Annotated in this window: 12 protein-coding genes; 1 reads left to right on the top strand and 11 read right to left on the bottom strand. The window is 33.7% G+C overall.

Annotated features, from left to right (window positions below; translation table 11 throughout):
• Positions 1–9: 9 nt before the first annotated feature.
• The 8 genes from deoC to ACHZDT_RS06355 form a co-directional block, all read right to left on the bottom strand.
• A complete protein-coding gene (deoC, locus tag ACHZDT_RS06390) occupies positions 10–753 on the bottom strand; it encodes a deoxyribose-phosphate aldolase (RefSeq protein WP_394773798.1) in 744 nt (247 codons plus the stop codon).
• A 110-nt stretch (positions 754–863) separates the two neighbouring features.
• Complete coding sequence (locus ACHZDT_RS06385) at positions 864–1,184, bottom strand: VanZ family protein (RefSeq protein WP_394773797.1); 321 nt, start codon at positions 1,182–1,184, stop codon at positions 864–866.
• Positions 1,185–1,239: 55 nt separating this feature from the next.
• Complete coding sequence (gene gcvH, locus ACHZDT_RS06380; RefSeq protein WP_041517696.1) at positions 1,240–1,620, bottom strand: glycine cleavage system protein GcvH; 381 nt, start codon at positions 1,618–1,620, stop codon at positions 1,240–1,242.
• A gap of 87 nt (positions 1,621–1,707) precedes the next feature.
• Positions 1,708–8,913, bottom strand: a complete 7,206-nt coding sequence (gene sprA, locus ACHZDT_RS06375; RefSeq protein WP_394773796.1) for a cell surface protein SprA — start codon at positions 8,911–8,913, stop codon at positions 1,708–1,710.
• 25 nt (positions 8,914–8,938) lie between these two features.
• A complete protein-coding gene (gene ruvA, locus ACHZDT_RS06370) occupies positions 8,939–9,520 on the bottom strand; it encodes a Holliday junction branch migration protein RuvA (protein ID WP_213295353.1) in 582 nt (193 codons plus the stop codon).
• Positions 9,521–9,598: 78 nt separating this feature from the next.
• Positions 9,599–11,890 (bottom strand): NADP-dependent malic enzyme, encoded by a 2,292-nt coding sequence (locus tag ACHZDT_RS06365; protein WP_394773795.1) that lies wholly within the window; start codon positions 11,888–11,890, stop codon positions 9,599–9,601.
• A gap of 160 nt (positions 11,891–12,050) precedes the next feature.
• Positions 12,051–12,476, bottom strand: coding sequence for a CBS domain-containing protein (locus tag ACHZDT_RS06360; protein WP_394773794.1), 426 nt, complete (start codon positions 12,474–12,476; stop codon positions 12,051–12,053).
• A gap of 551 nt (positions 12,477–13,027) precedes the next feature.
• Positions 13,028–13,246, bottom strand: a complete 219-nt coding sequence (locus tag ACHZDT_RS06355; protein ID WP_394773793.1) for a helix-turn-helix domain-containing protein — start codon at positions 13,244–13,246, stop codon at positions 13,028–13,030.
• 109 nt (positions 13,247–13,355) lie between these two features.
• Between ACHZDT_RS06355 and ACHZDT_RS06350 the strand changes: the two genes are divergently transcribed.
• Positions 13,356–13,676 (top strand): hypothetical protein, encoded by a 321-nt coding sequence (locus tag ACHZDT_RS06350; RefSeq protein ID WP_394773792.1) that lies wholly within the window; start codon positions 13,356–13,358, stop codon positions 13,674–13,676.
• Positions 13,677–14,468: 792 nt separating this feature from the next.
• On the opposite strand, the gene ACHZDT_RS06345 is transcribed toward ACHZDT_RS06350, so the two are convergent.
• The 3 genes from ACHZDT_RS06345 to ACHZDT_RS06335 form a co-directional block, all read right to left on the bottom strand.
• Positions 14,469–16,409 carry an OmpA family protein gene (locus ACHZDT_RS06345; protein ID WP_394773791.1) on the bottom strand — a complete coding sequence of 647 codons (1,941 nt, stop codon included), beginning with the start codon at positions 16,407–16,409 and terminating at the stop codon, positions 14,469–14,471.
• 11 nt (positions 16,410–16,420) lie between these two features.
• A complete protein-coding gene (locus tag ACHZDT_RS06340; RefSeq protein WP_394773790.1) occupies positions 16,421–17,326 on the bottom strand; it encodes a type IX secretion system membrane protein PorP/SprF in 906 nt (301 codons plus the stop codon).
• Between the two features lie 51 nt (positions 17,327–17,377).
• The coding region (locus ACHZDT_RS06335) for a gliding motility-associated C-terminal domain-containing protein (protein WP_394773789.1) at positions 17,378–20,441 on the bottom strand (3,064 nt) is incomplete at its 5' end.

The raw sequence follows: 20,441 nt of genomic DNA, 5'->3' as shown, positions 1-20,441 counted from the left end.
GGTTTTCATTTAATATTGATTTGTGGTATTTTCTCCGTTTGCAATTGCTTTTGCAGCCGAAGTTCCGATGCGCTTAACTCCTAAACGGATCATTTCTACAGCATCTTCATATGATCTTACTCCTCCGGCAGCTTTTACTGACAAAGGCGATGCATTTTCTAACATCATTATAATAGTAGGAATTGTTGCTCCGTTTGGCAAATCGTTTCTGGTTTCATAAAAACCAGTTGATGATTTTACAAAAACAGAAGCATATTCGTCTTCCTTAAAATTTGATATCACAACATTTTTGATCAAAGCCGAAAGCTGAATAATTTCTTTATCACTTAAAGCCGCAACTTCAATAATCCATTTTACCGTTTTATTGTTTGCAAGACCAATTTGTGTTCCTATCAAAATTTCCTGTTTTACTAAAGCAAGATCTCCACTTTTAAAAGCCTCATAATTACAAACAAAATCAAGATCGTCTGCTCCATCGTCAATCGCTTTATTAGCTTCTTTAATCTTGGTTTCTAAACTTGCTTTACCTTCGGGAAAATCGATGACAGTACCAACAAGTAAAGTTGAATTTGCTTTTACAATCATTTCTTTAGCCAAAGCAACATGTTCCGGCCGAATCATAATTAGCTTGAAGCTTTCAAGAATGGCTTCTTCAATAACGCTTTTTACCACATCTTTATTTTCTGCTTCCGAAAGTTTGGCTTGCGAGGCAGTTTTCAAGTAAGTGGAATCTAAATATTGCTTAACATTCATGATTGTATAGAATTGCGACAAAAATACATTTTATATTCAGAAAAAAATAGACTTTTTAAAGCTTGATTTTTTGGCAATAAAAAAACCCACCGAAGTGGGTCTTTATATTTTTATATTTTATCGATTTGCTTTTTAAAAACTATTGCCGTAAAAACTCCAATAGTTGCTCCAAGTGCATTTGCTAAAACATCCGTCACATCAGCAGCTCTTGTGGTTGTAAAAACGCTTTGTAAAATTTCGATTGTAATTCCAAAAAAAACAGAAAATATAAACGAAATCAAATAGGCTTTATAATCATCAGGCGCTTTCCCCTTTAGTTCTTTTTTGAAGAACAAAATCCATGAAATTGTAAATCCGAAATGAAAACAAAAATGTACAATTTTATCTATACTTGGGAAATTTATAGCGGGAATATTACTTGAATCCGTCAAACAAAAATAAGTAATAATACCCGAGCATATTATTGCCCAAAGCAGCAGGAATTGTTTAGGCACCGATAAGTTGTTTGTAAGCTTCGTCAGATAACAATGAATCAATTTCTGATGCATCTGAAATTTTTATTTTAATCATCCATCCAGCTCCGTAAGGATCAGAATTAACTGTTTCCGGTGCGCTTTCCAAACTTTCATTAAAAGCAATTATTTCTCCTGTTAAAGGCAAAAACAAATCAGATACTGTTTTCACAGCTTCAACTGTTCCAAAAACCTCATCTTTATCAAGTGTCTGATCTAAAGTTTCTACTTCAACATACACGATATCCCCTAACTCTTTTTGTGCAAAATGAGTAATTCCTACAGTTGCAACATCTCCTTCGATGCTAACCCATTCGTGATCTTTTGTGTACTTTAAATTTGCTGGTATGCTCATAATACTATGTTTGAAAATTGATAATTTAATAATTAAGCCACAAATGTAATAATCTTCTAATGAAATCTTGTTTAGAATCCAATAAAATTAATTTCCGAAATTATATCGAAGCGTAAATCCTGATCTGATGTTCGTTAAAGGAAAAGAGGTCGAAATTACCGCTTTTGAGAACGAGTGATCATAATAGAATATTGCCGTTAGGTTTTTACTAAACGAATAATCCGCAGTTAGTTTTAATGACCATATATTTTGTCCCGCCGCTAATTGATTGTTGTCGTAATCTAAATAACGTACTAAAGTTTCATTTTTTCTAAGAGAAAAATCGGCTTTAATATTGATATCACTTTTAATAATTCCTGTTGGACTATCTGCTAATCTTGAGGAGAAAATAACATCTTTAAAACGATATCCCATACCTACGATATATTCCATTCCTTTTACTTCGGTCAATAAATTATTATCAAAACTCATTGATAACGCTCTGTCTTTTTTGATTTCGGTAAGGATTCTTAATGAACTTTTCAACTCAAAATCTACTCGAATAAGCGGACTAAACTGCTCTACCAAATTGACATTTGACATGATTGTTTTGTTATAGAAATTGGTATTAACATCTTGTCCGTTTGGCGTTTCTAAATAATCAAAATTAGATCTAAACTGATTTATAGTGTATGATGCCCTGTAATTATGCTGTAATGAAAAACGCTTGAATTTATCCTTGAAATACTTATAACGCATCAATCCGTTGTATTTTATACTCCAGTTAGGAATAGGGAAACTTCTAAAAATATCTGTTGAACTTCCTGAAGCATCACTTCCTGAATATGCAGCTAAAAATGCAGGCAATAAAACCGCCTGATTACTTTTTGTAAATCCTATTGGATATCCCTGATTGGCAAGATATATTTTATAATTAGGATCTGTTTCTGCCGGAATTGGATTGTTTGCATCTCCATATCTCGGAATTGCTGCTCCTGCACCATAACGATCAGTTGCCAGACGATCTGCAATTACTAAACGATTATTTCTAAAATCATCAAATGCTGCCGATTCAGTTTCACTGCTTGTCGCAAAAGCTGTTTTAATCAATACTGTTGAAATTGAGAACATTCCGTATGTGTACGGTGATAAAGGTGTATATTGTCCATCTATAACACTATATTGTTCTGAAGAATTTTCAGAATAAGAGCGATCCATCGAAAGATCAACTTTTAAATCAGGCAATAAATCAATATTTGCTGTAATTTTTAAAATCTTATTTGTCACCTGAGTAAAATTCTGGTTGAAGTCCTGATAATCTGTTAACCAACCTCTTTTTGCTGCTTCATAACGAACATCATCCTGGCTTCCAAAAATAAATCCTAAACTTGGTCTTGACGATCCTAAGAAACCTACACTTGGTGTATATCCCGGTAATACTGTTCCGCTGTTTTTAGTATAATTAACCTGAATGTTTTTTACACTGGTTAAAATACCTATCATGCCATCATAAAACGGACTAGTGCTTGTTGTGGGTTTTGCTGTATTAACAATTTTCTCTCCTGGTTTTGGTGCCGCTGTTGGTTTAGGTTTCGCCGCACTTTTCTTTGATCCCGGCGTTAGTCCTAAATACTTGTACAGCGTATTCATAGTAAAAGTCGTTGTTAACGTATTAGAATTTGCATTCTGAATTGTATTTCCTAAATCAAATTGGTTTCCATCCGGATCAATATATTCAGAAAATGCAGTTGATGAACGCTGCCAGTTATAATCTGCCGTATATGAATATGACGCTTTTACAAAACTAAAAACTGGTATTTTATTTATCGGAATATCATAATTCAACACTAATTGCTGTACATGTTGATTTGGTGTTCCAATATCTAAATAATCATCCCAAATATTAAAATCCTGTTTTGGTGTATTATCATCGTTCAGGAAGTTTCTAACAATATTATTTGATGCCGCAGTGTAATTTAATTTTAATGATTTAGTCAAATTATAACCAAAACCATATTGATAATTAAAGGCAAAATTTCGTCTGTATAAAGGATCAAGTCCAATTCCCTGAACTTCTACTTCACGATATTGCTGACGGTTACTTTGTCTTATAATATTTGTATTAAAAGAGATATTAGATGGTAAGTAATTAAAATTGAAATCACTTAACAATTTCCAATATTCACTTTTTTTCATGAATTTAGTTTTCTTAAAAGGAACGACTTCTTTTGGCTGAAAAGTGTACGCATAATTTACTGCAGTATTTGATTGCTGATCTACATAATCTGCTACTTCATAATCATGACGTTCGACTTCATTATACGATTGTGATAATGTTAAATTTTCAACATCGTAAATGTGTGGTTTCTGTTCTGCCGCTCTGTCTTTTCTTACTCCAATAAAATTGATGCTTCTTCGTTTTGTATAATCAATAGCACGACTTCTAATATTATCCTTTTCTGCCTGATCTGTGGTTTCTTTAATTAACTGGTCAAGTTTTATATCCTGATTAAAAGGATCATATTCCGGCGTAATAACTTCTTCTCCAATAGCGTAATTAAATGGCAGATTGATTCCCCATTTTGGAGGTAATAATTTACCTAAATTAAGATTTGTTACAATGTTATATTGCTGAATATCTTCACGATCTCTTTCGTTTGCACCTTGCTCTAAAGATCCAAAACCTATTGTACTCTTTTTACCTGTTGCAGAAATGGTTGCAAAATCAGCCATATTGGTATCAATATTCAATATTGCCGCCATACCGCCTTTATTCTCCATGTCTGCCAAACGAAGCTCATTGAACCAAACTTCACCTTTTATGTCTTTATGATCTGCCCTGCTTTTTACCCCGACCATTAAATTTCGAACTAAACCAAAGTTAGGATTTCCTTTTATCCCTAATCTCAATTTACCATCACCATCGCCTCCACTATTGGCTAAATCATCATCAGGATAGTAAATTCCGTTGATGTCCCGCTTGTTAGAATTGATATCAATACTCATGGCTTTAATTTTCATTTTTGTCAATAACTCAAGCGCCAGATCAATATTATTGTCTTCAAGCCAAACCTGTTCTGAACTTATGGTACAAGTTCCGCCTGTTCTGGTTACTTTTAATGGGATTTCAACTTGATAAAAGTTTTGGGTAAAGTCATTTCCAAAACGAATAAAACCTATCATTTCGTCATCTAACAATGTGCTTTCATTAGGCAAAGATTCTGCGTGTAAAAACATTTTAAGTTTTTTATACTGACGCATATCAATACTTACGTTTTTAAATACTGCCCTGGAATCCTGATATTGTAAACCTGCTCCACCAACACGCAATGCTAATGCTTGCTCATTTTGATTAATGATTGTATTGTTATTGTACAATTGCTCTCTTTGAACTCCGGGAGGAACTACATAATTTACCGGACATTTTGTGCCGTTTTCCTGAATGTTCACTGCCGCAACATCAAACTCAGTTCCGTCATCATCCGGAGTCTGATCATTTGCATCAAGTGTTCCTGTATATCTTCTCCATTCTCCTCGTACTAAATCTAATGCTCCAAAACGAACTGTCATCTGGTTACTAAAACCAGTCATGAACATACGCATGAATCGAATAGACCTGAAGTCTGTAATATTACCAATTGTATTTTGTGGTTGAGAAACCGGAATTTTAAACTGAATCCATCTTGCTGTTGTCGTTGACCCATTTGGTAAATCAACATTAGTTACCTCGCGAATATCTGTAATGAAATTTTGTCCTACCTGCATTCCCGGTTTTACATCAATACTATATTCATAATAAGCATTAATGGTGTTCATTGTATTGTCACGATTAATATCCTCTACATCTGGTAAAGTTGTTGCCCCACGATTAGGATCATCAACACTTACAGCAGAGTTTCCTTCAACTCCGTTATAATTTTTATAACGTTCAAGAACTCCTCCATCAGTATTTAAATAATATTTATAATCATCGGCAGCAGGGTCAGCTTCTCCTGCATAATTAGTATAAACGGAACCTTCTCTTGAGTTTGGCAAACCATCTAAACCTACATCCTGATTTTTACGATTTTCAGCATTTGTATCAAAGGCATAAATTAACGATTGTGATGCAGGAACATCTCCCCAAAGCGGTTGCGGATTTACCATGATCTGTCCTGGTCCTAATCCGTTTTCATATTGTTTTCTTCCGTCTTTTAATACGTCTTCAGAAATTTCACCTAAATTGAAATATATTTTTCCTGTATTAGTGGTTGGTGCCTCTGCATTTCCAACATAAGGGTCCATAACCCAAAACTGAATATACTCGACATTTCCCTGCTCAAAATTAGTTGAATTTAAAGCACGCATAATTCCACCATAATTAGTATTTGCGGGAAGTGTGCTAAAATTCGGATTGTTATTATAAGGTCCTCTGTCAGATGGATAATAACTTAAATCTAACGTATTAATTACCTGAATTTGTCCCTGAGCAATATCTGTATTAGGATAAAGTTCTTTGCTGTAAATACGTCTTGTTGTATTTAATGACAAATCATCATTTGAAATTCCAGACGGTTTTGACGAGTAAAAAACTGGATCAATTGTGTACCATGCTAATTTTGCACGTTTAAAACCATATTCTAATGTGCTTGAATTGGCATTAAAACTATTGTCATTTATAGAATTTACAAATGGCGTAGAGGCTAAACTCCAAGAATAAGCTGATCGCATATCGATGGTAGATTGAGAACCTTCAAAATCATCAACGTAAATGGTTGCTTCGCCTTCAAAATCACTTGCTTTTGGTGCGTCAGGTCTTAAAAATGCAACTTCTCCACGAATCGAAAGATTCGAAGGAACATCTGTATCAATGTTTGGTAATTTGTTTACTAATCTGGTAAAAAACGGAACTTCGGTAGAGTAATTTCCATTAAATCCAAAAATAGTATTGTTTACAGATTCCTGCCCATAACTCGATTTTTGAGTAAATGGTTTCTCTGTCATTTTTAAGAAGGTTCCACCAATAACAAAATTATCTGAAATTTTATGTTCAACATTGAATCCCATAAATCTTCGGGTTTGTTGTCCGAAAATTGAATTGTTTTCTAACGAAACTTCAATTGGTGTATTTGATGCCTGAAGTGAAGGGTCCAGAATCTGAACACGTCCTAATTGATAGTCGACACTATAATCAATCCCTTCAACTAACTTTCGTCCGGCTGCCATAACTACAACAGAACCTTGCGGAACGTTAAAGGCTCCAATAGGAATACCGTTACTTCCGGATGATTTATATTTTCCTCTTAATAAAAATTTGTTTTTATCACTATCCTGCAAAGCTCCGGATTGTGTATTGCGATACATGTTTCTAAACACATATTTTTGTTGATTCGCATTGTATGAATTTGGATCATCATAGTTTTCGCCTGATCCTGTATTTTGTAATTTTCTAAATAAAAGTTCCCCAAAAGGTTCTTTAGTGGTGAAAATAATTCGTCCGTTTTGAACATCTACCGTAACCCCGGGAATATAATCAAAGAAACCATCTCCACCGGTTTGCGGATCATTATTATAATTTAATCTATCCAGGTTAAATACATTTAATAATGGCGTTTGATCTACTTTGTTATCTGCCGTTGGGTTTGCAGGAAAAGTAGTTCCCTGAACAGGTGAAATATAATTTATTGGCGAAGGATCTGTATAAAGTATATTTAATCTAAAATCGTCTTGCTTAATTTGATATGCCTGAGGAATTTGATAAACGTTTTTCATCATCAGGTTCCAAACCGGATTTTGAACATTTGTCAAATTGCTTTTTAGCATTTTTAATACTAAACTTTGTGTAATAATAGCCTGATTTGCATTGTTGTTTCCTGTAACTACTGTTGCATCAACTCCATCACTACCAAATTCTCCTACCTGATACACTTTACCTCCCACAGTATATTCAAACGCTACGGCAAGAACCTCATCATTTGCCAAACGCTGCTGCAATGAAAAGTATCCTAATTGTGCATTAAAAGTATATTCGTTTGTAGTTAATTTTCTGGCGTTTTCAAGTACAGAATAATCTGTTCCTTCGCTGGTGTTTGCATTATTGAATCCAGATTTTGCTGTTACAATTTCTCTAATATTTGAGTTTAAATAAGATCCTGCCTGCCCAATTGTTGCCGGATCGTATTTATTATTGTTGTTATCTGTAGGTGTATCAATACCGTTATTAAAAAATCCTGCCGTAGAACTTATAACAACAACCTGATTGTCAGGAACCCCTGTAATTTGTCCCTCACCTAAATCCTGAAGTGCAATAATATTACGTAAGTTATTATTACTTGTACTTACACGATTTTGCTTATTGGTTACCCAAACTTCTAATCTTGTAATTTGAACACGGCTATCAATAAATGGATAGTTTTTTAAAGAAGCATCATATTTGTTTCTGAAATATTGAGACAAGAAAAAGTGTCTGTCATTATCATAGTCCAAAGCATATAAATCGAAGTTTTGAACTGTTCCGCCACCTTCTGCAACTATACTTTTTGTTTGTGACTTCTGTTCTGAGAAAACTCCGGTCACGGTTGTCTTGCCAAATTGCAATTGTGTTTTAACACCAAACAAACTTTGGGCACCACGAATAAGTGTACTATTTAATGGCATACTCACATTACCAACTTCTACTTTTTGAACAATATCATCTTCTGAAGGAGTATATGCAAGTTTAAATAAATTCTGGAATGCAAATGTAGATTGGGTATCATAATTTGCGTTTACCTCTAATCTGGTTCCTACTTTACCCATTAAACTCATGCTGATTCTCTGATCGAAATCAAAGGTAAGACTTGATCTGTTTCTTGGAGAAAAAGAAGGATTATCTTGTTTAGTATATCGAACGCCCAAGTCCATTTCTACTGATCCTGTTGGCTTTACATCGATTGTATTACTACCAAAGATACTTTCAAAAAGGCTTGAATTGATATAATATCGAGGTAATAAATCTTTTTTAGCGGCTTCGCTTCCTAATTTTTTACCATCGATTGCATCTGATTTTTTTCTGAAATAATCTCTTCTGGATTCTTTCAAAACTAAATCTTCGTACTCTTGAGGAGTTAAAATAATGGGGTAATTGATTGAAAATCCATCAACGGATTTAGTGTAGATATATCGATCTGTGATAGGATCATATCTGTAAGCAGAAAGTATACTAGGCGGATTATCTAACTCTACTTTCCCAACAGAGAATTGAGTTTTCGTTGTATCTTTAACCGTTGGATTTACTTGCGCATGCAAAACATTACTGCAAACCAAAAACAGTAAAAAAATACAAATTTTACGCATACAATTCGTTTATATAAAATTGAGTTTATAGGCTTTTTAGAGCTTTTTTGATGATTGTTTCTACTGTAGCTTCCGGGTCTTCTTTTACGATTTTCTCCACTACTTTTTCTGAAGTTTTTCGGACAAAACCTAAAACTTCCAAAGCAGATAACGCTTCATCTCGGTTTGTATTGTTTTGGACTACCGAAACTTCGTCTAAATCGTACAACTTTAACACTTTTTCCTTCAAATCAAGGATAACACGCTGTGCTGTTTTGTTTCCAATTCCTTTTATTGACTGTATTACTCCCACATCTCCGGATGCAATTGCGTTAATAATTTGTCTTGGCTCAATTGAAGATAACATTGTTCTTGCAATGTTAGCCCCAATTCCGGAAACAGATAATAACATTCTGAATATTTCGCGCTCAGATTTTTCGGCAAAACCAAATAATGTATGCGCATCTTCCTTAATTAGAAGATGCGTATACAGTTTTATATTTTCCACATTAGGAATTAATGAAAAGGTATGTAAAGATATATTTACCTGATACCCAACTCCTCCACAGTCAATTACGACCTCTGTAGGATTTTTCTCCACTAACTTCCCCTGCAAATGTGCTATCATAGTATAATTTTATTAGGGTCAAATATAACAAAAATGCAATAAAAATACGACAATATTATCCGATCCTTACTATTTGTACTATTTAGCTAATTTATTTTTTTTGTTTTCTTTCTCCTGAGCGTCAATTACTGCGATTGCAGCCATATTAACCATCTCTTCAACACTTGCGCCTAATTGAAAAATGTGAACCGGCTTGCCCATTCCCATCATAATTGGACCTATTGAATTTACCTGATACAACTCTTTCAACAACTTATAAGTAATATTAGCTGATTCTAAGTTAGGGAAAATCAATGTATTTACTTTTTTACCTGCTAATTTTGAGAATGGAAATTTTTCTGCAAGCATTTCCTGATTCAAAGCAAAATCTGCCTGAATTTCTCCATCAACGATTAATTCCTGATGATTTTTATGCAAATAAGCTACTGCTTCTCTCACTTTTCCTGCACCGGGACTTGTGGATGAGCCAAAGTTTGAGAATGAAACCATTGCAATAACTGGCTCAACTCCAAACATTTTTGCTGTTTTAGCTGTCATTAATGCAATATTAACTAAATCTTCTGAAGTTGGATTAATATTGATTGCCGTATCAGACAAGAACATTGGTCCGCGGGATGTCATCATCATGTTTGCTGTTGCTACAAGTGATGCTCCGGCTGCTTTATCAATTAATTGTAACATTGGTTTTACAACACTTGGATAACTTCTGGTATGACCTGTAACTAGGGCATCTGCTTCGCCTTCGTTCACCATCATTGCTGCAAAATAGTTTCTTTCGCGCATGTATTTTTGAGCATCAAGTAATGAAACTCCTCTGCGTTCTCTTGTTGTCCAATATGAATTTGCAAATCTTTTTCTTCTTGCCTCTTCTTCAGGTGTTTTAGGATCAATGATTTCAATATCAGCATCAAAACCTAATTCAGCTTTTAGTTCTAAAATCACATCTTTATCACCTAATAAAATTGGGAAACCAATACCATCTTCATGAACGATTTGAGCTGCTTTTAATACATTTAATTGATCTGCTTCAGCAAAAACAATTCTTTTAGGATCCATTTTAGCACGGTTTGTAATCAAACGCACCATTTTATTATCGTTCCCCATACGTTCACGAAGTGCATCTTCATAAGCTGCCCAGTCTGTAATAGGATTTTTTGCAACTCCTGATTCCATTGCTGCTCTTGCAACTGCAGGCGCTACAATAGTAATCAAACGTGGATCAAATGGCTTAGGAATAATATATTCCTGACCAAAACCTAATTTTGTTGCCCCGTAAGCAACGTTAACTTGCTCCGGAACTGGCTCTTTTGCCAAAATAGCTAATGCTTTTACAGCAGCCATTTTCATTGCTTCGTTAATTTTTGTAGCACGAACGTCTAACGCTCCTCTAAAAATATATGGAAAACCTAAAACGTTATTTACCTGATTAGGAAAATCAGAACGCCCTGTAGCCATAATAACATCTTTACGAGTTTCTGTAGCTAAATTATAATCGATTTCCGGATTTGGATTTGCCATTGCAAAAACAATCGGATTCTCATTCATTGTCAATAACATTTCAGCAGATAAAATTCCTCCTGATGATAGTCCGATGAAAACATCTGCTCCGTTTATAGCTTCTGCTAAATCAATTTTAGCGCCGTCAATAGCATATTTCAATTGTAACTCTGATAATGCAGGATTATCTTTTGTTAAAAGTCCTTTACTATTGAACATTAAAATATTCTCGACTTTAACACCTAATAAAACATATAAATCTGTACAGGCAATCGCTGCAGAACCTGCACCGGAAACTACCATTTTTACATCTTCGGCTTTTTTTCCTGCTAATTCTAAAGCATTGATTAAAGCTGCCGAAGAAATAATAGCCGTTCCATGCTGATCATCGTGCATTACGGGAATATCTAATTCTTCAACCAGTCTTCTTTCGATTTCAAAAGATTCCGGTGCTTTAATATCTTCAAGATTAATTCCTCCAAAAGTTGGAGCAATATTTTTTACTGTCTGAATAAATTCTTCAATATCTTTTGTTCCAATTTCAATATCAAAAACATCAATATCCGAGAATATTTTAAACAATAAACCTTTTCCTTCCATTACTGGTTTAGAAGCTTCAGGACCAATGTCCCCAAGTCCTAAAACAGCTGTACCGTTTGAGATAACGGCAACTAAATTTCCTTTTGCTGTATATTTGTAAACGTCATCAACGTTTGCTGCAATTTCTAAACATGGCTCTGCAACACCTGGCGAATAAGCCAAAGACAAATCTCTTTGGGTTGCGTATTTTTTTGTTGGAACTACCTGAATTTTTCCTGGAGTTGGTTCTGAATGGTACAGTAACGCTTCTCTTCTTTTACTCTCTTTGTTCATTTATTTTTAGCTTTTATTCTAGCTTACAAAGATATAAGTCTTGGTTTAAAATGGCGTCTTTTTAGTGCTTTCTTTTCTTAAAATAACATTTTTTGAAAACCAAAAAAAATAGTCCGCTATTATTTGGACTATTTTTTAAAGCTTATTTTTTAAATTTCCTTTACTGAGAAATATAAGAGTTTAAGTGATTTATTGTGTCTTTTTGAATTTCTATAATTGCTTTTACAACATCGCTTATAGAAATTATCCCTACTACAGTTCCATCTTCCAAAACTGGTAAATGTCTGATTCTTTTGGTACTCATTAGTTCCATACAATCTTCGATATTGTTTGAAAGGTTTACCGAAAAAACATTGCTTTCCATAATTTCATGAACAAAAGTTTCTTTTGAAGATTTATCTTTTAAAACAATTTTTCGGGCATAATCCCTTTCAGATAATATTCCTTTTAAATCGTTATTATCAATAACAAGAATAGCTCCTATGTTTTTTTCTCCCATCACTTTTAAGGCTTCATAAACCGTAGTTGTTGAAAGTACCGAATAAACATTTTTTCCTTTTGCGTTTAGTATTTGATTTACAGTCATATCTGAAAAAATTTAGATTTATAAAGTTAGAAAAAAAAATATCCCACACAACAACGAAATCGATTTTTTAAAACATAATCAATTCATTTTAAACATAATACGCTTAATTGTGTATTTCCGAAATATTACTTCAATAAAATGAATGAATTTTATGACTTTTTTGAAGAAAATGCAGGGTTTTTAAATTTTGTAGATTGTGTGAATTGTTGTGTAGGTACAATCCTATGGGATATTTTATTTTGGTGTAATTTGGGTTTCTACCAACATTTAACTCCTAACGGAGTATTTCGGAGAAATTAAATATTGGTAGAAAAAGAAATTTACGTTAAAATTGCAATGCTCCAGAGGAGCAATATATTTATAGCAATCATATATAAGATGTTAAATAAAGCTCCAGCGGAGCGACATATTTATAGCAAATCATTTACGATATCAAAAAGCTCTAGCGCAGCGGCATTATAATTAACTAAATATGCCACCCCGATGGGGTTCAATTACGTCAATTTTTTATTTTTCTATAAATATGTCGTCCCGATGGGACTTAAAAATGGTTATTTAAAATCAAGAAGTTCATCTATTGATATTTCTAAACCTTTACATAATTCAAGTAAATAAAGATAAGTAGGATTAAATTCACCCGATTCAACTTTGTGAATAGATTGTTGATCTTTAAGTATCAATAATCCCAATTTAGCTTGTGATAATCCTTTGGAATTCCTCAATTCTTTAATTCGAGCACCTAATCGCTTTAATTCTTCTGACTTATCCACTTCTTTTAATTTCAGACAATTTGCGTTTTCTATTTATTATTTTCAACATACTATAGTATGTTATTTAAAAATTTTCGTACGTTTGCTTTTCATCTAAAATTAGAAATTTATGGAAACAAACGAAGCACAAAAATTAGAGAATCTTAGAAAATTAATTGCTCCGTATTTCAATCCTTCAAAGTCAAATAACGACAATTCAGAAGTTTATACTGCTCAGATTAATATCAGTTATTATGAACTTGGTTGTGTAATTACCAATATGCTAAAAATGTGTGTGATGACGCTCGATAATGACGGACATATAAAGTCAAGCACAAACAAAAATCCCATAAATGTGTCACTCATTTTAGAAATGATTCTTGAAATGTTTCCTTTAAATGAATTTGAATTATTAGGCGAAATTAATCAAATGGTTGTTGGTGATAATTAAAGCAATTGATTGTTTTTTGTAAACTGGACTAAAGTCCAGCCCTACAATATAAATCGAGCCGATGGCTCTTTATGAGTTTGACGGACAAAGCATTTATAAACCAAAAGCGTTAAAAGCTATTGCTTTATAAAAGTTCCTGAGGAACAAACTATATTGTAGGGCTGGACTTTAGTCCAGTTGAAAATATAAATCGAGCCAATGGCTCATTATTGGTTTGAAGACAAAGCATTTTTTAAACCAGAAGCATTAAAAGCTATAGCTTTATAAAAGTTCCGGAGGAACAAACTATATTGTAGGGCTAGACTTTAGTCCAGTTGAAAAATATAAATCGAGCCAATGGCTCATTATTGGTTTGACGGACAAAGCATTTTATAACCAGAAGCATCAAAAGCTATTGCATTATAAATGTTCCGGAGTAACAAACTATATTGTAGGGCTGGACTTTAGTCCAGTTGAAATATAAATCGAGCCAATGGCTCTTTATTGATTTGAAGACAAAGCGTTTTATAAACCTGAAGCATTAAAAGCTATTGCTTTATAAAAGTTCCGGAGGAACAAACTATATTGTAGAGCTGGACTTTAGTCCAGTTGAAAATATAAATCGAGCCGATGGCTCTTTATAGGTTTGACGGACAAAGCATTTTATAAACCACAAGCATCAAAAGCTATAGCCTTATAAAAGTTCCAGAGGAACAAACTATTGTAGGGCTGGACTTTAGTCCAGTTAAAAAATACGAACATAATCCAAATTTGTGATCGGGTTGATATACGATCACAATCCAAGCATAAAAATTACAGATTCGTAATCACAAATTCGCTTCGTCTATTCAGTTTATGTTCGTCTTCAGAACATTTTACGCCATCAGAACATTGATTTACCAGTTGTGATTCTCCGTAACCTTTTGCCGTTAATCGGGTTGAATCAACACCATTTTCAACCAGCCAATTCAGAGTTGCTTTTGCTCTTTTATCTGATAAAATCTGATTGTATTTTGCTGTTTGCCGGCTATCTGTATGTGAACGAATATCGAGTTTTATATTTGGATATTGTTTTAATATTTGGGCGATTTTTTCTAATTCAAAAGCCGATTCTTTTTTAATTGTGGCTTTATCTAAATCGAAATAAATAATAGGAATATCGAGTGTTTTTGCAAGATCTGTTCCTATCGTTATTGGTTTTACTCTTTTTTCCAGCTGAATTGGCAAGGTTGTTTTTCCGTCTAATCTTTTAATAGTTACCGGAGTTTCTTTACTTTCATAATCGGTTTTTGAAGCGCGTACAAAATAATTTTTTCCGCATTTTAAATTAGTAAAAATATAATTTCCTTTTTCATCAGAAACAACTTCGGTTACAGCCAGAAAATTTTCATCAAACAATGCAATTTTGGCATTTGAAAGAATTTCATTTGTCTCAGAATCTGTTATTGTTCCCACCAATTCCTGCTCACAAGTCAGTTTACGAGTTTCGGTAAATCGATAAATATCATCAAATCCCTGGCCGTTTTCTCTGTTTGAGGAGAAAAAGCCATTTCGGTTTTTACTGTTAATTGTATAACCAAAATCGTCTTGTTTACTATTTATGGGTTCTCCCACATTTTGTATTTCTTCGAATGTTCCGTCGCTATTTATTTTAGAAACAAAAACGTCAAGTCCGCCTAATCCTGGTCTTCCGTCAGTAGTAAAATAAAGTTCATTATCATCTGATATAAAGGGGAATGTTTCTCTTCCTTCGGTATTAATTGTCGCGCCTAAATTTTCCGGTTTCCCGAAGGTTCCATCATCATTAATACTGACTTTAAACAAATCAGATTGTCCTAAAGTTCCCGGCATATCTGATGCAAAATATAATGTTTTTTCATCGACACTCAATGCAGGATGCGCCACACTATATTGATTGCTGTTAAACGGAAGTTCCTGAATATTTTTCCATTCGCCATCAATAAAGCTGGCTTTGTATAATTTTAATAATGTGATCTTTTTTTCGTCTCTTCCTCTTTTTCCGTCCAGAAAATTATTTCGGGTAAAATACATTGTTCTTCCATCTTTTGTAAAAACGGGAGTTGACTCATTGAATTTTGTATTTACTTTTTTCTGAAAACGTTCGGGATTCCCAATACTTCCGTCTGCTTTTAGTTCAGCGGTATATAAATTGGTGAAAGATTTATTTGTCCATTTAAAGTTTTTCTTGGCTATTCCGCCAGTATCTCTTGCAGAAGTAAAAACTAATTTATCGTTGAAAACGGCGCTTCCGTAATCTGAATATTTAGAATTAATTCCGGCATCGGCAATTTCAAATCGTCCGGAATTAGACTTTATTTCTTCTAAATAATTTTTATTGGTTTCAAACAAAACACCTCTTTTATCTGAAGTTATTTTTTTACTGAATTTTTCTAAAATTATATCTGCTTTAGAATAATTTCCTGCCGATTTTAGACATTGTGAATATCTGTAATAATATTCCGGTTCTTGTTGTTCGTTCATCAAAAACAATTCGTCGTACCATTTTAATGCCTTAATTAATTCACCATTAAAATAATAGGAATTACCAAGTCGCTGAAACATTTTTTCATCCTTATATCCTCTATTCGCAACACTTTCGTAAACTTTTATTGCATCAACATAGGCATATTTTTCGTATTTTTCATTGGCATTATTTATTGCTGTTTTTTGTGCAAATACGTTTAGAAAAAACAATAAAAATAAAACAGTATAATTCAGGTTATTGGTTTTCATAGACTGGCTTTTTAGAAGAATCTTGGTGATGTAATTCTGTTATAATTATTGAAAAACTCAAAACGCAGGAAAATTTCGTGCGATCCGGAATTGTACCTTCTTAAATTTGTTGTTTCATGATCATAACCGTATCCTATATACAAACCATCTGTTACCTGAAAACCCGCCATTGCGCTAACAGATGCGCTCCAACGGTATGCAAGTCCTAAAACAAATTTATCATTAAACATAAAATTACCTGAAACATCAACTTGTAAAGGAGCGCCTTCGACCATTTTTGTCAATACTGCCGGTTTGAATTTGACGTAATAACTTAGGTCAAAAACATATCCTGCCATGAAATAATAGTTGATTTTATCTTTAAAAATAGCTGTATCATTGTCATTATATCTATTGGTTTCGATAAAATTAGGAACAGATAATCCTAAATATGCTTTATCAGAATGCCAATAAACTCCTGCTCCAATATTGGGCGTAATTTTATTATTTAAATCCTGAAACTGCGGATCTCCCTGATCTTCGTAACTTAATTTATTTACATCCAAATTAAAAAGATTCGCTGTTGCTTTTATTCCAAAAGAAAGTTTAAAAGTATCAGAAGTTGGAACTGTATACGATAAATCAGCCGATAAAGTATTCTCGTTTGTGGGACCAATTTTATCGTTGACTAATGAAACGCCTAATCCTAAATTGCTATTATTTAAAGGTGTATTTACCGAGAATGTGCTGGTTTCCGGCGCGCCATCAAGTCCAACCCATTGTGTACGATACAATCCAAAAACGCTTAATACACCGCGAGAACCCGCATACGCCGGATTGATCGTAATTGTATTGTACATATATTGTGTAAACTGAGAATCTTGCTGCGCGGAACACACAACCGAAAAAAACAGGAATATTAATATTATCTTTTTCATTTTAAAGTCTTTAAAAAGTGGCTTAGCAAATAACTAATCCATTTGTATTTTTTATTTGTTGATATATAAATAACCTGATAATTCATGCGGATTTGAAGCTGTGTCTTTATATTTTAAGATATAAAAATAGGTTCCTACAGGTAATCCGTCAGCTTGTTTTATAGTACTCCGTCCGGCTGAAAAACCAACAAAAGAACGATCTTCGTTATTATAATTATCTGTATCGTAAACTAAAACTCCCCAACGATTGTAGATTTCTACTGTATTTTCAGGATAACATTCTAATCCCTGTATATAGAATTTTTTATTTTTTTCATCTCCATTTGGAGAAAACGCATTAAAGACTTTTATTACACAACCGTTTAAAGGCATTACTGTTGGTTTATCTCCCGTATTATCCTCTCCATCTGATTTGTCTTCAACAATAATTCCTTTTTTTGAAGCTCCTTTTACAGTTGCCTGATTGCTTACGCTTCCTTTATTAATGTCGTTTTGTGTGATTTTATAAGTCGCTGTAAAATTATTGTCATCAGATTGGTTTACCTCTAAATCAATTGCTTGCCCAGAAAGTACAACGCCCGGCAAAGGATCTGAAATCATAACTCCTGTCAATGGAACGTTTCCTGTATTTGTTACTTTAAATTTATAAGTAATGGTTTCACCTGCATTTGCGAATCCACTATTATTTTCGTCATTAAATATTGCCGTTTTAATAATTGCAATAGCAGGAACTTCTACAAAAACAGTTAATATTGCGTTGCCGCAATTAGATGAATTTCCTTTTTCGCAAACCTGAAATGGTAATGAATAATTTCCTCCGGGCGTATTTGGTTTTACATTTACGGTTCCGTCTAAATTGAATTCAAAATATGCATTTGTTGTATTCGTAATTACAACATCTGCCGGATTAATTGGCAAACCATTTAGTAAATCATTGTCTAAAATATTGATGAATTCAAGAGAACCATTTATTCCGTCAACATTTGCACTTGCGTTACTTATAACAATTTGTGCCATAGGAACTATTGGTATAATTGGCGGCGCAGGATCTATAACATTGACTACCGTTATTTTTACAACTGCTTCACTGCAATTAGACGCATTTAATATTTCACAAATTTGATATGTCAATTCATAATTGCCAGCTGGTGTTCCTGATTTTACTGTGATTGTTCCGTCTGAATTTAAAGTCAAATTAGGGTTTGAAATGATAGTTTTTAAAGTAACACTTTCAGGATCTATTAGTGATCCGTTCAAAGTGTCGTTATGAAAAATATTTGTTGCCGAATTTTGTCCTTTATTACTATCTACAGTTCCTGCATTATCATTGTTTGCCTGTAAAATTGCTCCTGTTACAGGAATGTAACTTTTTACAGTCGCACAATTATTTGTTGGGCTTAGATATTCACAAATGCTATATTCTATTTCATAATTCCCTATTGGCGTTCCTGCTTTTACTGTTACTGTCCCGTTATCATTTAAGATTAGTCCTATTGGAACATTTATCGCAGTCAAAATTACTCCTCCGGGATTATTTGCGATCACTACCGGATTTCCATTGAGGGTATCATTATTAGTTAAAGAAAATGTAGTTCCTCCAATGCTTCCATTTATTGGCTGAGTATTTTCGGTCAATGCAATTATTGTATTTCCAACTATAACTGTCGCAGTTGCATTTGCACAATTTGCAGGATTTGCTGCATTTTCACATATTGTATAATCAATTGTGTAAGTTCCCGATGCTGTATTTGGAGCCAAAGTCAATTCGCCATTCGCATCTACGCTAAGTGGACCAGTTGTTTTTGGCGTTACATTGATATTTGTTTGTGTAACCGGAAATCCGTTTAATGTATCGTTTGTTGTGACATTTCCAACATTAGTTATTGTAGTTGATGATGTTTGGGATCCAAAGTTATTATCTGCAATCGCGCATATTTTAGAATCAATAACAACACTTGAACTTGGAGATTCACAAACATTAGCCTGTGCCACAATGTTATAGGTTCCGGCTGGAGCAGTAATGATATTTCCACTTTGAGTAACTCCTGCAGAAGGTGTTATCACGTAATTATATGTAGCATTATAATTAGTTATTGTAAAACTTCCGGTTGTTTCGGCACATGTTTGTTGATTTAAATTAAACAAAGGAATTGTTGGTGTAATCAACATTGCATTATTTCTGAAAGCTGATGTTTGTGCTGAAGTACAAGTTGTATTTCCTGCCGTAAGTGTATAATCTGTTCCGAGAATCATTCCCGAGATAACTCCTGTTGAAGCAATTATTGGTCCTGTTGGGTTAAATGTATACGTTAAACTTGAATCGTAATTTGATATTGTAGAAATTCCGTCAGACGAACAAGTTGGAGCTGTTGAAACTACACTTGGAATTATGGGCGTTACCAACATCGCATTATTTCTAAAAGTCGATGTTTGTGCAGAAGTACAAGTTGTATTTCCCGAAGTAATCGTATAATCTGTTCCAATTATCATTCCTGAGATAATTCCTGTCGAAGATATACTTGGTCCTGTCGGATTAAAAGTATACGTTAAACTTGAATCGTAATTTGATATTGTCGAAATTCCGTCAGATGAACAAGTTGGAGCATTTGATATAATCGTTGGAATCGCTGGAGTTACCAACATCGCATTATTTCTAAATGCTGATGTTTGTGCTGAAGTACAAGTTGTATTTCCTGATGTAAGCGTATAATCTGTTCCAGTAATCATTCCCGAGATAATTCCTGTCGAAGCGATACTTGGTCCTGTTGGATTAAATGTATATGTTAAACTTGAATCGTAATTTGATATTGTGGAAATTCCGTCAGATAAACATGTTGGAGCGGTTGATACAATCGTTGGAACATTTGGTGTTATCAGCATCGTATTATTTCTAAAAACAGAAGTTGGCAATGAAGTACAAGTTACATTTCCTGAAGTAATCGCATAATCTGTTCCGATAATCATTCCTGAGATAACTCCTGTTGAAGCGATTGTTGGTCCTGTCGGATTAAAAGTGTACGTTAAACTTGAATCGTAATTTGATATTGTAGAAATTCCTTCAGATGAACAAGTTGGAGCGGTTGAAGCTATAATTGGAATTGCCGGCGTTACCAAC

Source organism: Flavobacterium sp. (assembly GCF_043722275.1).
Taxonomy (GTDB): Bacteria; Bacteroidota; Bacteroidia; order Flavobacteriales; family Flavobacteriaceae; genus Flavobacterium.
Note: the sequence above shows the minus strand (reverse complement) of the source record. Positions and strands in the feature narration are given on the sequence as shown.